13 protein-coding genes are annotated in these 14,772 nt (G+C 61.4%); 4 read left to right on the top strand and 9 right to left on the bottom strand.

The window, feature by feature from the left end:
- Window positions 1-21: 21 nt before the first annotated feature.
- Window positions 22-1,440 (top strand): protein adenylyltransferase SelO, encoded by a 1,419-nt coding sequence (locus ACOYQJ_RS01140; RefSeq protein ID WP_422904156.1) that lies wholly within the window; start codon window positions 22-24, stop codon window positions 1,438-1,440.
- 76 nt (window positions 1,441-1,516) lie between these two features.
- On the opposite strand, the gene ACOYQJ_RS01135 is transcribed toward ACOYQJ_RS01140, so the two are convergent.
- Window positions 1,517-2,398: a DMT family transporter gene (locus tag ACOYQJ_RS01135; protein WP_422904155.1), complete on the bottom strand. Its 882-nt coding sequence runs from the start codon at window positions 2,396-2,398 to the stop codon at window positions 1,517-1,519.
- A 122-nt stretch (window positions 2,399-2,520) separates the two neighbouring features.
- Between ACOYQJ_RS01135 and ACOYQJ_RS01130 the strand changes: the two genes are divergently transcribed.
- From ACOYQJ_RS01130 to ACOYQJ_RS01120, 3 genes are all read left to right on the top strand, one after another.
- A complete protein-coding gene (locus ACOYQJ_RS01130; RefSeq protein WP_422904154.1) occupies window positions 2,521-3,414 on the top strand; it encodes a DUF533 domain-containing protein in 894 nt (297 codons plus the stop codon).
- Between the two features lies 1 nt (window position 3,415).
- Complete coding sequence (locus ACOYQJ_RS01125; protein ID WP_422904153.1) at window positions 3,416-4,291, top strand: DMT family transporter; 876 nt, start codon at window positions 3,416-3,418, stop codon at window positions 4,289-4,291.
- A 63-nt stretch (window positions 4,292-4,354) separates the two neighbouring features.
- Window positions 4,355-4,768, top strand: coding sequence for a Fur family transcriptional regulator (locus ACOYQJ_RS01120; RefSeq protein WP_422904152.1), 414 nt, complete (start codon window positions 4,355-4,357; stop codon window positions 4,766-4,768).
- Between the two features lie 135 nt (window positions 4,769-4,903).
- Here the strand turns inward: ACOYQJ_RS01120 and ACOYQJ_RS01115 are convergent, their stop codons facing one another.
- The 8 genes from ACOYQJ_RS01115 to ACOYQJ_RS01080 all read right to left on the bottom strand — a co-directional run bounded on the left by ACOYQJ_RS01115 (window position 4,904) and on the right by ACOYQJ_RS01080 (window position 14,719).
- Window positions 4,904-5,626, bottom strand: a complete 723-nt coding sequence (locus tag ACOYQJ_RS01115; RefSeq protein WP_422904151.1) for an alanyl-tRNA editing protein — start codon at window positions 5,624-5,626, stop codon at window positions 4,904-4,906.
- Window positions 5,623-8,034, bottom strand: a complete 2,412-nt coding sequence (locus ACOYQJ_RS01110; RefSeq protein ID WP_422904150.1) for a DUF3772 domain-containing protein — start codon at window positions 8,032-8,034, stop codon at window positions 5,623-5,625. Before ACOYQJ_RS01110 ends, ACOYQJ_RS01115 begins: the two co-directional genes overlap by 4 nt.
- Window positions 8,031-9,065 (bottom strand): cysteine synthase A, encoded by a 1,035-nt coding sequence (locus ACOYQJ_RS01105; protein WP_422904149.1) that lies wholly within the window; start codon window positions 9,063-9,065, stop codon window positions 8,031-8,033. Before ACOYQJ_RS01105 ends, ACOYQJ_RS01110 begins: the two co-directional genes overlap by 4 nt.
- 66 nt (window positions 9,066-9,131) lie before the next feature.
- The gene (locus tag ACOYQJ_RS01100; protein WP_422904435.1) at window positions 9,132-10,247 is read right to left on the bottom strand and encodes a gamma-glutamylcyclotransferase; all 1,116 of its coding nucleotides are present in this window, start codon (window positions 10,245-10,247) and stop codon (window positions 9,132-9,134) included.
- A gap of 11 nt (window positions 10,248-10,258) precedes the next feature.
- Window positions 10,259-10,699, bottom strand: coding sequence for a TrgA family protein (locus ACOYQJ_RS01095; protein ID WP_422904148.1), 441 nt, complete (start codon window positions 10,697-10,699; stop codon window positions 10,259-10,261).
- Between the two features lie 4 nt (window positions 10,700-10,703).
- Window positions 10,704-11,945 (bottom strand): class I SAM-dependent methyltransferase, encoded by a 1,242-nt coding sequence (locus ACOYQJ_RS01090; RefSeq protein ID WP_422904147.1) that lies wholly within the window; start codon window positions 11,943-11,945, stop codon window positions 10,704-10,706.
- A 79-nt stretch (window positions 11,946-12,024) separates the two neighbouring features.
- A complete protein-coding gene (locus ACOYQJ_RS01085) occupies window positions 12,025-13,446 on the bottom strand; it encodes a cryptochrome/photolyase family protein (RefSeq protein ID WP_422904146.1) in 1,422 nt (473 codons plus the stop codon).
- Window positions 13,447-13,528: 82 nt separating this feature from the next.
- Window positions 13,529-14,719 carry an aminotransferase class V-fold PLP-dependent enzyme gene (locus tag ACOYQJ_RS01080; RefSeq protein ID WP_422904434.1) on the bottom strand — a complete coding sequence of 397 codons (1,191 nt, stop codon included), beginning with the start codon at window positions 14,717-14,719 and terminating at the stop codon, window positions 13,529-13,531.
- Window positions 14,720-14,772 lie beyond the last annotated feature (53 nt).

Here is a 14,772-nt window from a genome sequence, read left to right as displayed (position 1 = left end):
ATTCGGGATTATCTTCTCCTCATGACTTTGCACATTCCCTTCGACAATACCTACGCCCGCCTTCCCGGCGGATTCTTTGCCTTTCAGCGCCCGACCCCGGTCAAGGCGCCCTCACTGATCGCCTTCAACGAAGCGCTGGCCAAGGACTTGGGCATTGAGGGGGCCGACGATCCGAGACTGGCCGCAATGTTCGCCGGAAATGCTCTGCCCGAAGGCGCGCAGCCCTTGGCACAGCTATATGCAGGCCACCAGTTTGGCAGTTTCAACCCGCAACTGGGCGATGGCCGCGCGGTGCTGTTGGGTGAGGTCGTTGATCGCGCAGGCCAACGGCGCGACATCCAGTTGAAAGGCTCAGGCCCCACACCCTTTGCGCGGCGCGGTGACGGGCGGGCCTGGCTGGGGCCGGTGCTGCGCGAATATGTGGTCAGCGAGGCGATGCACGCGCTTGGCGTGCCAACCACCCGGGCACTTGCCGCAACCCGCACCGGCGATGAGGTGATCCGCGAACGCCCCCTGCCTGGCGCCGTCCTGACCCGCGTGGCTGCCAGCCACATCCGTGTCGGAACCTTTCAGGTCTTCTCGTCCCGCAACGATCAAGCGGCCCTGCAAACGCTTTATGACTACACGGTGCGGCGCCACTATCCGCATGTTCAAAACCCTGCCGAGCTGCTGTCTGCGGTGATCGAACGCCAGGCGGCGCTGGTGGCGCAATGGATGTCGCTTGGCTTTATCCACGGCGTGATGAACACCGACAATTGCGCGATCTCGGGCGAAACGATCGACTATGGCCCCTGCGCCTTCATGGACGCCTACGATCCTGACACGGTGTTTTCTTCGATCGACCGATTTGGTCGTTATGCCTATGTCGCGCAGGCCGATATTGTCGTCTGGAACATGGCGCAACTGGCAACGGCGCTGATCCCGCTGATGCCCGATGTCGATGCCGCAATCAAAGATTTCACGGACCGCGTTCACACTATGGGCGACTTGATCCGCAGCGCATGGCTGGATCGCTTTGCCGCCAAGATCGGGATCTCGTCACCGCAGCCCGAAGACGCTCAGTTGGTCTCGGAGCTGCTGTCCTTGATGCAGGCGGGCGGGTCGGATTTCACCAATACTTTCAGCACCTTGGCAACTGGCGGGGCGCGCGATCAGATCGCAGACCGTTCAAGCTTTGACGCTTGGGCCACGCGCTGGCAAGAACGCCTGAGCGCGGAACCGGACCCGCAAAATGTCATGCTGCGCGCAAACCCGGCCTTCATCCCACGCAATCACCGTATCGAAGAGATGATCAGCGCAGCAGTTGACGGGGACGACAGCCTTTTTCACCGCATGAATAGGGTGCTCGCTCATCCGTATGAGGATCAACCGGACGACGCCGACCTGACCCGCGCGCCCTCCAAGTCCGAGATTGTCACCGCAACTTTCTGCGGCACGTGACAGTGAAAGTCGTACGCTTGGTCGTGTAATGAATCCGCGCGGAACGACCCGAGTTCAGAAGGTACAAGCGGGGCTGTCAGACAGCCTGAACCCGCTTTCGCCGAATGTTGATCAGGACGATCCCCACCGCCACCAGCCCCAACGCCCCAAGAAACCCCGGCCCCACAGGTTCGTCCAGAAGCGCCCAGCCAAAGCCAACCGTCAGAACCGGCGACAGGAACGAAAACGCCGCGATGTCCGAGGCGGGGTAGATCGACATCAGCCGGAGCCAGAACAGAAACCCAAGGCTGGCCACCAGAACCGCCTGATATCCCATCCCTGCCCAATGCACCCATGTCGGCTCGCGCATCAGGGGGCCGAACAGCGGCGCCACGACCACCAGCACCACGGCCGAGACCGCCAATTGCCAGAAAAGCTGGGATTCCGGCGGCAGCTCTGAAACCTTCGTCAATCGCACCGTCAGGGCGATCCCCGCCCAGCACAGCGCACCCAAAAGCGCCAGCAGATCGCCCCAAAGGCTGCCCGCGCGCAAACTGTCCGGATCGAGTAAGGCCCAGACCACCCCTGCCATGGCCATCGCCAGACCCAGCGCCCGACGGGCCGACAGGGTCTCGCCCGGAAGGGTAAAATGGGCAATCAAGGCCAGCCAGACCGGCATGGAGTAAAACAGGATCGCCGAGCGCGAGACCGTCGTAAAATCCAGCGCGCTGAACAGAAACAGGAACTCGACGCTGAACAGCAGCCCCAGCATCATCCCCGGGACAATGGTCTGCCGAAGCCCGCCCAGAGGACGCTTCATCACAGCCACCCACAGCCCCAGAACCGCCAGCGCCAGTACCGAGCGCACTCCTGCGCCAAAAACCGGTCCGAAACCGCCGTTCGAAACCTTGATCACCACCTGGTTAAGCGCCAGCATGGCGGCAAAGGCCACCATCCCCGCTGCGCCCGGAATATCCATACTGTCTCTGCGTGCCATGCGCCTTTGGACACCGCTTTTCGGGTCTCGTCAATCAACCCTGTGACTCACGAGGAAAATCTGCCAATCTGACGAGGTAATGCTTGCTCGGGAGGAAACTTGATATGGGTCTTATGGGAACACTGGCCAAAGTCGCCATCGGATATGCTGCGGCTCGGGGCGTCGACAAGATGTCCGGCGGCGCCGGGCTTGGCAGCCTTTTGGGCGGCGGCGCGCAGATCAAGGGCGAACACCCGGCCTCGGCTGCGCAGGCGCAATTGGGTCAGGCCATGTCAGGGAAAATGCCCGAGGGCGCGAACAATCCTTTGTCCGGCATGATGGAACAGCTTCAGCAAGGCGGCCTTGGCGCGATGATGGGCGGGCTGACCGGCGGCGGGGCCGCTGGTGGCGCAAACCCGATGACCGAGATGATGGAAAAGCTGCAAAGCGGCGGGCTTGATCTTGCCTCCCTTATGGGGGCGATGGGCGGCGGCCAAAGCAATGCCAACAGCGAAGGTGGCGGCCTGTTGTCCGGCCTCGGTGGTGGCGGCGCTGGCCTTGCCGGTCTGCTCGCGGCTGCGGGTGGTGCCACAGCCATGGCGCAGGGCAAAGGCGCAAGTGCCATGCTGGACGCCTTCAACACCAAGGAAACCGCCCCCGACGCCGAGAAGATGGCTGCCCTCATGCTGCGCGCGATGATTCAGGCCGCCAAATCCGATGGTGGCATTGATGCGGCGGAAAAGGCCAAGATCCTTGAAACCGTCGGCGAAGACGCCGACGCCGAGGATATCGCTTTTATTCAGGAACAGCTGGCCGCCCCCATCGACATCGAAGGGCTGGCCTCCGAGACACCGGAAGCCATGCGCACGCAGGTCTATTCCGCCTCGCTCATGACGATCCGGGTCGATACCCAAGAAGAGGCACAGTATCTTCACGGCCTTGCCAAAGCGATGGAACTGGACGAACCCACGGTCAACACCCTGCATATGCAGATGGGCCTGCAACCGCTTTACGCCTGACATGACCACACCGCGCCGTTTCGGCCTTGGACTGGCGCTCTTCGGAGCGCTGGTCCTGACGCCGGATGCCCTGTTCATGCGGCTGTCGGGCATGTCAGGGTTTCAGATGATGGGCTGGCGCGGGCTTTGCATGGGCACGCTCTTTCTCACCGCTTGGTCGCTGACCAGCCGCAGCCGCGCCGCCGATCTGCCTATGCTGCTTGGACGCGCCGGGATCACCGTCATCCTCTGCCAATATTTTAACGCTATGCTCTTTCCGCTTGGGATCGGTTCGGCCCCAGTGGCGCCGGTCTTGCTGGGCGTGGCCACTGTCCCGGTCTGGGCCGCCCTACTGGCCCGCGCCCTACACGGCGAAGACACACCGCCCGCCACCTGGGGGACGATCGCCCTTGTGCTTGCGGGCATAATTCTGGCCATTTCCGGCAAGGGCCAGATGTCGCTGAATCCTGCGGCACTGATGGGCGCCGCCTGCGGGCTTGGCGTCGCCTTTTCGCTGGCGCTGAATTTTGTCACCCTGCGCAATGCCCCCGATCTGCCGCTGCTTCTGGCCATCGGCATCGGAGCTGTGCTCTCAGGCACCACCGGCCTTTGGATCACCACCCCTGCGCGCATGACCGAAGGCAATGTACCCGCCATCCTGCTGACCGGCCTCGTGATCCTGCCGCTGGCCTTCTTCTCGCTCAGCCAGGCCTCGCGCCACACCTCGGCGGCCAATGTGTCACTTCTGCTTTTGCTCGAAACCGTCCTTGCGCCGCTCTGGGTCTGGCTTGGCACCGATGAGGCGCCCAGCCTGCGCATGCTGGCGGGCGGCGCCATCGTCGTCGCCAGCCTTGCCGCCTTTCTCTGGCATCGGACAAAAGCGCCGATGCCCGCCTGACCCCTTGGCCTTACCCGTGGCATTTGGCACAACAGGTCAAAGAGCGCGAAAAAGGCCCGCCCCATGAGTGATACCATCCTGACACGTTGCCGCGGCAAGGGGCTGCGCATGACCGGACAAAGGCGCACCATCGCCGAAGTCCTGCAAAATTCCCGCGATCACCCCGATGTCGAAGAACTCTATGCGCGCGCCGCAAGCCGCGACCCGAAAATCTCGATCGCCACGGTCTATCGTACCGTCAAACTCTTTGAAGAGGCCGGTATCCTCGACAAGGTCGATTTCGGCGATGGCCGCGCCCGATACGAAGACGCCGAGCGTGCCCACCACGATCACCTGATCGACATGCAGACCGGGCATGTGATCGAATTCGTCGACCCCGAGATCGAAGCCCTTCAGGAAAAGATCGCCAAGAAACTGGGCTACAAGCTGACCGGCCACCGGATGGAGCTATACGGCGTACCGCTGAAAAAGCCCTGACGTCCCTGTCGTAATCCTGACCTGTATAGGCTTGGAACGGCGGTTTGGCCCAAGGGCCACCCGCCTATTGGCCATGTCACCTTTCGACAAGCGGAATAAAAGCGCGCGGAAGCGCACATTTCAGTAACAGCTCGCTCAACTATCCAGAACGATGCTCACGCGGCGGTTCTGTTTGCCCTTGTTCTCGATCTTGCGCAGCTTGACCGCCCCGATCTCGCCGGTGCGCGCGACGTGGGTGCCTCCGCATGGCTGCAAGTCCACCTGCTCGGCGCCATCGCCGATCCAGACCAGACGCACCGTTCCAGTCCCGCGCGGTGGCATGACAGAGAGCGTCTTGACCAACCCGGGGTTGGCATCCAGATCAGCCTCGCTGATCCACTCTTCTCCGACAGGCAGATCGCGGTCGACCAGATCGTTCAGGGCCTGCTCCAGCGCATCGCGATCTTCGGGCGGCTCTGGCATCATGAAATCCAGCCGCCCGTTGCCAGCGCCGATTTGCCCGCCGGTCACGGGCAAAGGCACCACGACGCTCAGCAGGTGCAGTGCCGTGTGAACCCGCATGTGTTTGTGACGGCGTTCCCAATCCAAAACCTGAACCACATGGGCGCCCTTTGGCGGCAAAGCGGCGGGCTCGGCCGGCACCAGAACCGAGGCAACCCCGTCCTCACCTTTCACCGCCGTCGCGATGGGCAGGCGTTTGCCATCCCATTCAAGCCATCCGCTGTCACCGGGCTGGCCGCCGCCCTTGGGGTAGAACAATGCAGGCGCGACGATCACGCCGCCCTCTTCTGTATGGCCGACCACCCGACCCGGCGCCTCGCGCAGATAGGGGTCCGTCCTGTACAACAGCTCTGTCATCTCTCTGGTGCCCCTTCGCCATTGTCATCAAATCCAAGCGCGCTTGGCGCCCGGGTTTCGGCCTCTGCCTCGGTTTCAGTTTCACTGGACCCAGACGAGGCAACCGTCGAGAGCGCCTCGGGATTGCGAATCCAGATATCACGCTGCGCGAAGGGAATCTCGATGCCTTCCTTGGCGAACCGTTCCGCGATCTGATGGTTCATCTCTGTCTTGACGGCCAAACCACTGTTGATGTCGCGCAAGATCACGCGGATTTCAAAGTCGAGGCTATCGGCCCCAAAGCCACTGAAAATCACCGCTGGCGGCGGGTTCATCAATACCATGTCGTGGTGGCGCGCAATATCCAGAAGGATACGTTCAACCTTGCGGGTGTCATTGCCATAGGCCACCCCGACCGGCACGATCACTCGGCCAATCACGTTGCCGCGGGTATAGTTCGTCACCTGCCCCGACACCAGGTCGGCATTGGGCACGATCACATCAAATCGGTCAAAGGTTTCGATCCGGGTCGAGCGCACCGAGATGTCCTTGACGATGCCATGACGCCCGCCGACCTCGATCCAGTCGCCTTCGGAAATCGGGCGCTCGATCAGCAGGATGATCCCGGAAACAAAGTTGGACACGATGTTCTGCAGGCCGAAACCAATGCCAACCGTTAGCGCACCGGCGACGATGGCCAGCGACGACAGATCCAGCCCACCGGCCGTTACCGCGATGATGGCCGCGAGGAAAATCCCGATATAGCCGACACCGGCGACAATGGCGTTCTGCCCGCCCATGTCGATCTTGGTCTTCGGCAGGACCGTGCTGCGCAGACTTCCCTGCAAGAGCCGGGTCAGCATGTAAAGCGCTGCAAAGACCACCGCGACGACAAGGAAATCCGTGGGCGAGATCCGCGTATCCCCCATCTGGAACCCTTCGCGGAACCGCGTCCAAAGCTCGGTCAGATCGGCCACGCGCGCGCCCCAGATCAGGGCAAGCACCGGCAGCGAGAGAAGCACGAGGATGAAGCCGACCAAAACCGGGATCAAGCTGTCAGATTCAGAGCCCCCCTGCCCGGTGATCAGCTCGTAAAGGTCATCGACTACCCTTTGCAGCACGAGGACAAGACCAATCACCCCCAGCGTCGCAATGAAGGGGTAAATCAGCGTCTCGCCCACGCGGAAATACCCGATGGCGGCCATGATGGGACCAACCACCCCAACGATCATCGCCGCGCGCCCGACGATCCGGGCAAAGCGCATCCGGAACGGTCCTTCGTCCGACAAAGCCGCAGCGCTGCCTGCAATCGGGGCGTGATTGCGTACCTTGCCAAGACGGAACAGCAAGAACCCGGATAGAACCAGCAACGGAAAATCGATCACCGCGCTGCTTTCAACCGAGAAATTGTCATACTCCACCATCGACCGAACCACGGCTCGCGCCACAAAGGTCAACGCCAGCAAGTTGGCATAAGCCCGCGCCCGAAACCGTTCTTCGGCGTCCAGCCCCAGCGTCGCGATTTCCGGGTTGTCGTTAAAGCTTTGATCCGCAAGCCAGCGAATGCTCAGCATGATCAAGGCCCAAATGGGCACCTGGACAAGGATAAGCGTCCAGCGTTGTCCCGCCATTCCGGTGACAATCAAAGCCTGGCTCAATGCCCAGATACCAGCAAAGGGCAAGATGATCTGGCCCAGCGACAACACAAACCGCCAGACGCCCGATCCGCGGCGGGTTGCGCCGCGCATCTTGCCGACGGCAGCCTTGGCCCAACCCTGCCCGCGCGCCAGCAGCGTGATAGCTATAGCCACCAGCAAAAAGATCACAGGCAGATTGGCTTGTGCCTGGGCTCGAAGGCCCGGGGATTTCAGATTGACGATCAGTTCGTCCCAGGTCTGGCTCAAAGACGCCATCAAATCCTCGGCTGCTTTTCTCCAAAGGACCGGGTTCAAAGGCGACGGCCCAAGGCTCAGCAGCTCGTCGGTCTGGCGACTGCGGATGATCGTATCGATTTCCGAGATGATCCCGTCAGCCCTGGTATATGCCTCGTCGGCGCGCTGGACGGGTGCACGCAGACGCGCCAGTTGATCTTGCAACTCGGCCCTGCGCGCTGCAATGGCTTCTTCTTCGCTCTGCCCCTCCTCTGGGGCTGGCCCCAAGGCATCCAGTTGCGCCTGCACGCTGCTGATCCGCGCTGACGATGTCCCTTGCGCGACGAGAAACTGATCTCGCCAGCCCGCGACTTCGGTCCGCAGGTCTTCGAGCGCTGAATCCGAGGCGCGTCCATCTTCGACAGCCTGTTCCGCGCGCGTGGCCACGCTGTTCCAGGACTCGTAGTCCAACTCGGCGTTGTCTTGGGCAAATGCGATTGCGGCGCTGAAAAACAGCGCCGCGACAAGGGCAAGAAGCCTCGTGAAAAAATGTGTCATGCGTCCTCGAAAACGCCCGGAATGCTGGCTGGCGCGCGCGTCAGCCAATGCGGACTGGGCAACCCCTTTTCGGCCAGGAATTCCGGGTTAAAGAGTTTGGATTGATACCGCGTGCCATAGTCACACAGGATGGTCACGATGGTGTGGCCCGGCCCCATTTCCTGCGCCATGCGAATTGCGCCTGCAACGTTCACACCGGACGAGCCACCAAGGCAGAGGCCCTCTTCCGAGAGCAGATCAAAGACCACTGGCAAGGCTTCGGCGTCCGGGATGTTGAAGGACATATCGGGTGTAAAGCCTTCGAGGTTGGCGGTGATCCGCCCCTGCCCGATCCCCTCGGTGATCGAGCTGCCCTCGGCCTTGTGTTCGCCCGTGGTGTAATAGCTGTGAAGCGTCGCGCCATCGGGATCGGCCAGGGCAATCTTGACGCCCTTGGGCTGAAGCGCCATGCCGACGCCCGCCAGTGTACCGCCCGACCCCACCGCACAGACAAAGCCATCAACCTTGCCGCCGGTCTGTTCCCAGATTTCCGGCCCGGTGGTTTCAATATGCGCCTGACGGTTCGCGACATTATCGAACTGGTTTGCCCAGATTGCGCCATTGGCTTCGGTCTGGGCCAGTTCTTCGGCCAGTCGCCCGGAGTAGCGCACATAGTTGTTGGGGTTGCGATAAGGCGCAGCGGGGACTTGAACCAGTTCAGCGCCCGCCAACCGCAGCATATCCTTCTTTTCCTGACTTTGCGTTTCAGGAATGACGATCACCGTCTTGAAGCCCATCGAAGCGCCAACCAGCGCAAGACCGATACCGGTGTTGCCTGCGGTGCCCTCGACGATGGTGCCGCCGGGCTTCAGCAGGCCCTTGGCCACCGCATCGCGGATGATGAACAGCGCCGCGCGGTCCTTGACCGACTGACCGGGGTTCATGAACTCGGCCTTGCCCAGAATCTCGCAGCCGGTCATCTCGGAGGCCTTGTTCAGGCGGATCAAAGGGGTGTTGCCAACGGCCTGAGCCAAATCCTGAGCGATCCGCATGAGAGGTCCTTTCGTAAACGTGCTACCCCAAGGTTTAGGGCTGGAGGGGGGGGAACTCAAGGGCACTCAGCCCCCGGAACGCAACCCTTCGCGCTTTGTCGCCAGCCACAAAAGCATCATGGCAAGCGGAACGGCATTCACCTCGCCGCTGTCGATCAACGCCATGGCATGATCGAACGGGATGGCGTGATTGCGGATATCTTCGTGCTCGGTCGCCAAACCGCCCTGCCCGGTCTCGGATCGCCCGCTCAGATCGCACAGCCCCAGAAAGCAATGGAAGAACTCGGTCGAATACCCGGGCGAGGAATAGCCTTTGGAAATCGGCAAGAGTTGCCGCATCTGCAAGCCCGCCTCTTCGACAGCCTCGCGGCGGGCGCAGTCCTCGGGGGCCTCGCCTGCGTCCACCAGACCGGCGATCGGCTCCAGCACCCAAGGTGCCGGATCGCCGCGCTGGATCGGACCATAGCGCAGCTGTTCAATCAACAGGACCTTGTCGAGCACCGGATCATAGGGCAGCACCAGCGCCGCGTCGAAAGCAACAAAAGCTTCGCGGCCGATGACGGCGCTTTGGCTGCCGTCAAAGCGGCGGTGCGTCAAGTCAAACGCCTTGATGCGAAAGAAGCCGTCATAGCCCGGTCGGTCGCCAACGATCGCAACATCGTCCATCGTCATCGGGTTGCGCAGTGTTTGCGGGGCAGGCTGTGCGGCCAACTGACGTGCCCATGCCCGCGCCCGAAAGAACGGCAACAGCGGCACGATCTGCGACGCATCTTGCGTTCCGAAACGCTCCATCACCTCTTGGGCGGCGATCAGGGTCATCTCGCCCCATTGGGCGGCCCAACTCTCAAGCGACCATAGCGGGCCAAGCTCCCACTGTCCTGGGCGCGGCAGATAGACCTGCGCCAAAGCGGTGCCGTCATCGGTCTGGACCTGAACGGAAATCAGATCAAAGGCAAAACCGCCCTCATAGAAGTTTAGCCGGGCGACGTCTTCGGCCGACAAATCGCGCACCAGTACGCCTTGGGCCTTACCGCCCTCGCACGCCGCGATCATCGGAAAGGGCTGGTCCTTGGCGCTGTGCACTGCATAGCCGTCCAGCACCGCTGCCCGTACCTGCGGAACCGGATGGCCCAACACAAGCTCAAGCAACGGCAGATGGCGCAGCGTGCCGTAAAAGAACAGATCGGCCAGAGTTACCTCCAGCGCTCGGAAGCGGCTTCGCTGAGATAGCCGGTAACCAATGCGCCGCAGAGCAGCGCAGCCAGTACCCGAAAATCGACCAGATACTGGCCATAGTCGACCATGATCTCGAACACAGCGGCCAGCGCCTCGAGCGGGCCATCATAGCGGTGGCGCACGGCAAGACCGATCATTTCGTTTGCGGACTGAATGAACAGCGCCCAAAAGACCAGCGCCACCATTCCGGTGATCCCGTTGGACACGGCGGCCACCTGCCCGCGCCCGGCACGCGATCCAACCACAACCCAACCACAAATCAGACCCAGCAGCGTATTCACGATACTGAAAACTCCAAAATCCGTACTCGCAGGCATCAGTGTCTTGATCAGCTCAGATGTCGCATAGGCCAGCGCCGCAAGGCATAGTGCAGCAACGAGTTTGGCGGCGGTGGGCATGTTGTCAGCTCGGTCTTGTGATGGTTATCTGCGTCACATCACAATTACCGAAGTGGAAGGTCGCCGCGCAAGACGCAAGGTAGAAATTCCACATTCTTTGAAACCGAGTGTCGAAACCAAGTCGCGCTATCTGATCCCAACGCTCATTGAACTCCTCGTGCCAGCGGCGCAGCGTTATGCTGTAGCTTTCACCGAACTCGACGCTTCCGACCACGTGAAGACCGGCTTTTTCAACCTGTTCGCGCAGCACCACCGGGCTGGGCAGCATGCCCCCCGGAAAGATGTATTTCTGAATGAAATCAACGCCCTTCCGGTACACCTCCCAGCGCCTGTGCTGAACGGTGATGATTTGCAAGCTGGCTTGTCGGCCGGGTTTGAGCCGCGCGCGCACCGTTTCAAAATAGGTCGGCCAGTACTTTTCGCCCACCGCTTCGAACATCTCGATGCTGGCAATCCCGTCATATTGCCCGGTTTCGTCGCGATAATCTTGAAGTTTAAAGGTCACACGGTCTGACAACCCTGCCTTGTCGATCCGGTCCTGTGCGTACTTGAATTGCTCTTCGCTGATGGTCAAACAGGTGACTTTCAGCCCCCGTTCCTTGGCGGCATATTCCGCAAAACCACCCCAGCCGCAGCCGATCTCCAGAATGTGGTCCCCCGGCCGCACGCCCATCCGGTCCACCAGCGAGGCATATTTGGCGATTTGCGCCGCCTCAAGGCTTTCCTGCCCAGTCTCGAACAGGGCCGAGCTGTAGGTCATCGTATCGTCCAACCACAACCCGTAGAAATCGTTCCCCAGATCGTAGTGATGAGCGATGTTCTTTTTCGCCTGCCTTTTGGAATTGCGCTGCAGCCAAAAGCGCAACTTCTCGTAGGCGCGCACCAGCGCCATGCCCGGGAAGCCGTCATAAAGGTCATCATTGTCCGCATGAACAAGGTCCAGAAAGGCCATCAGATCGGGAGAGGACCACCATTCGTCCACATAGGCTTCGCAGAAGCCAAGATCGCCCTCGCGGATCAGCCGCGCAAAAATATCGGGGTTGTGGATGTGCAGTTCCGCCACCGGACCGGGATTGCGCCCCTCGGCTCGAAACCGGCGACCGTCCGGCAGCACGAAATCCAGTCGCCCCTTGTTCATGTCACAAGCCGCAGCATAGACCCGTGCAAAGTATCGTGGCAGATCCTTCTGGCCTTCCACGCTGGTGATCACGCCCCCCAAGAACGCCTCATCTGTTGTGTGTTTCATATCGCTGCCCTCCCACTGGACATAGGGTCAGATTTGCCCCGCAAAAGCGTTCTGGCAAGCGTTAACCATTTCACGGACTTCAAAAGCCCTTGTTTTCATAAGCACCAAGTGCGCGTTTGCGGCCTTCGTCCAAGGCCACGATGGGCTCGGGATAGGCATCCGAGGCCCGCATTCCCCAGCGTTCAGGAATGGCCTCGAAATAACTCAGCGCTTCTGGCGTCGGGGACTTGCGCCCTTCGGCGATCCAGCGATCCACGAAAACGCGCTGTGGGTCGAATTTTTCGCGCTGTGTCGCCGGGTTGAACACCCGGAAGTAGGGCGAGGCGTCGGGGCCAGAGCCCGCCACCCATTGCCAACCCATGGCATTGCTGGCCGGGTCCCAGTCGATCAGGCAGTCTTCGAACCAGCGTTGACCGATCTTCCAGTGGCACAGCAGATGTTTGGTCAAATACGAGCCGACGATCATCCTCACGCGGTTGTGCATGCGGCCGGTCACATACATCTCGCGCAGGCCCGCATCGACAAAGGGGATGCCGGTGCGCCCCTGTTGCCAAGCCTTGACCTCGGCGCGGCGTGCGTCTTCGTTCCACGGAAAGACTTGCCATTCCTGGCGCCAGTTGTCGGTCAAAAGGTGCGGTGTGTGCCACATCAGGTGATAGGCAAACTCGCGCCAGACCAGCTCTTTGAGAAAGGTCTCTGCGCCCGGCTTACCTTCCTCCATGGCCCGCCGTCCGGCTTGCCAGCATTGTGCCGGGCTGATTTCGCCGAGCGACAGGTTCTCGCTCAGCCCCGAGGTGCCGTCCTCGGCGGGCAAGTCGCGATGCTCGCCATAATCCGCCACCTTTGAGGCGATGAAGGCGCCCAGCCGTCCCTGCGCCGCGGCTTCGCCCAGCCGGACATACGGCAGTACCACATCGGCGCCCCGGCGCATCGCAGCGCCCAGATGCCAATCCTCGAAAGCCTCGCTTTCGGGCCATGTCTCGGGGGCGCGCAGGTTCGATGGCGCGCGCAAAGGCACCGCCACCGCATGGGTCCGCGCCTCGCGCCAGAAGGGGGTGAAAACCTTGTAGAAACCGCCCTGTTTGGTCTGCACACTCCACGGTTCGAACAGCAAATGACCGGCAAAGCTTTGTGCCTCGATCCCGCGGTCTTTCAACGCTGCCTTCACATCGGTATCGCGCTGGACGCTTTGCGGGTCATAAGCGCGCATCCAAAAGACCGCGCTTGCGCCCGTCTGCTTGGCCAGCGCCTCAAGAACATCGCGCGCGGACCCAGAGCGCAGGATCAGGCGCATTCCCTTTGCCTCGAGCGCCTCGGCGAATTTTGCAATCCCCAAACCCAGACGCCACTTGGGGGCCGCGCCCAGACCATCCACCAGATTATCGCGGATAAAGACAGGGATCACCGGCCGCCCCGTGGCCTCGGCGGCAGACAGGGCGCCGTGATCGCTCAGGCGAAGATCCCGCCTGATCCAGACGATGATGGGGGATGTTTCAGCCAAGCTTGCCTCCGCGCCTTGGATTCTTCAGACGCCACACTCCGGCATTCTGTTTCCGAGGATACGGGCCAGCGCCTGCTTTGGATCAAAGAACGGCGTCAAGTGCGTCAATTAATTGGGAAACCTCCGCTTCGGTTGTATAATGGGTGAAGGACAGCCGCAGCACGCCCTGCTGCGGATCAACACCCATGGCCTGAAGCGCCCGCACCGCATAGAAATCGCCGCCCCCGGCCATGATCCCATGCCCTGCCAATTCGCCCGCAACCTCTTCGGCACCGCGATTGAGCGCCACGGCCACCGTGGGCGCGCGCCCTTCGGCCTTGGCCGGGCCAAGCAAACGTACAGAATTTCGCGCCGACAGCGCATCCAGCAAAGGCTGCAGCAAGCGCACTTCGTGGTCGCGCATCAACCCGTGTACCTCGTCAGGCCCGACCGCGTGATGTTTGGCGAGGGCTTCGATGTAATCGACCATTCCGGCGCAGGCCGCCACCTGCGCATGGTCTGGCCCTGCGGGGGTAAAGCGTTTGTACAGAACGTCGTTGTTGAAGTAATGCCCCTGCCCCGGCAGCGCCTCGCCCAGCGCGCGGCGGATCACCATGATCCCCTGATGCGGGCCATAGGTCTTGTAGGATGAGAACAGGTAAATGTCCGGACCCATTTCGCCGACATTGGGAAAGCCATGCGGCGCGTAGGACACCCCATCGACGCAGACAAAGGCGCCCGCCGCATGGGCCAGCGCCGTGATCTCGACAACCGGGTTGATTTCGCCCACCACGTTCGAGCAATGCGGAAAGCAGACCAGACGCACCTTTTCGTCCAGAAGGGGCTCAAGGTCTTCGGGGTTCAAATGGCCGGTTGCGGGGTCAATGGCCCATTCGCGCACCTCGATCCCCTCATCCGCCAGCCTCCGCCACGGACCTGTATTGGCCTCGTGATCCTGATTGGTGACGATGATCGCCTCGCCCGGGGTCATGAATTGCCGAAAGGCCTGCGCCAGAACATAGGTATTTTGCGTGGTCGAGGGGCCAAAGCTCAGCTCATCGGTTTCGACGCCAAGCAGCGCCGCAAGTCGCCGCCGCGCCTCGTCCATTTCTTCGCCCGCAAGGCGGCTGGCCTCATATGGTGCATAGGGTTGAACCTTGCGCTGGCGATAATACCGCTCGAGCCGGGAAATTACCTGCCCGCAGGTATATGACCCGCCCGCATTTTCAAAAAACGCCTGCCCCTGCAAGGACGGCTCGGAAAAGGCAGGGAACTGTCCCCGTACAAAGTCCATATCCAACACGCAGCACACTCCCCTTTTTTCCGAGTTCATGTAGCAAATCGTTC

Source organism: Pacificoceanicola algae (assembly GCF_049341065.1).
In the GTDB taxonomy this organism is placed as follows: domain Bacteria; phylum Pseudomonadota; class Alphaproteobacteria; order Rhodobacterales; family Rhodobacteraceae; genus Pacificoceanicola.
The sequence above is the reverse complement of the archived record's forward strand: the minus strand, read 5'-3'. Positions and strand labels throughout refer to the sequence as shown.

Coding starts and splice junctions, on each gene's coding strand:
- ACOYQJ_RS01115 (WP_422904151.1), bottom strand. CDS start 5,626: ATGACAGAGCTGTTGTACAGGACGGACCCCTATCTGCGCGAGGCGCCG.
- ACOYQJ_RS01130 (WP_422904154.1), top strand. CDS start 2,521: ATGGGTCTTATGGGAACACTGGCCAAAGTCGCCATCGGATATGCTGCG.
- ACOYQJ_RS01095 (WP_422904148.1), bottom strand. CDS start 10,699: ATGCCCACCGCCGCCAAACTCGTTGCTGCACTATGCCTTGCGGCGCTG.
- ACOYQJ_RS01090 (WP_422904147.1), bottom strand. CDS start 11,945: ATGAAACACACAACAGATGAGGCGTTCTTGGGGGGCGTGATCACCAGC.
- ACOYQJ_RS01140 (WP_422904156.1), top strand. CDS start 22: ATGACTTTGCACATTCCCTTCGACAATACCTACGCCCGCCTTCCCGGC.
- ACOYQJ_RS01135 (WP_422904155.1), bottom strand. CDS start 2,398: ATGGATATTCCGGGCGCAGCGGGGATGGTGGCCTTTGCCGCCATGCTG.
- ACOYQJ_RS01080 (WP_422904434.1), bottom strand. CDS start 14,719: ATGGACTTTGTACGGGGACAGTTCCCTGCCTTTTCCGAGCCGTCCTTG.
- ACOYQJ_RS01125 (WP_422904153.1), top strand. CDS start 3,416: ATGACCACACCGCGCCGTTTCGGCCTTGGACTGGCGCTCTTCGGAGCG.
- ACOYQJ_RS01120 (WP_422904152.1), top strand. CDS start 4,355: ATGAGTGATACCATCCTGACACGTTGCCGCGGCAAGGGGCTGCGCATG.
- ACOYQJ_RS01110 (WP_422904150.1), bottom strand. CDS start 8,034: ATGACACATTTTTTCACGAGGCTTCTTGCCCTTGTCGCGGCGCTGTTT.
- ACOYQJ_RS01105 (WP_422904149.1), bottom strand. CDS start 9,065: ATGCGGATCGCTCAGGATTTGGCTCAGGCCGTTGGCAACACCCCTTTG.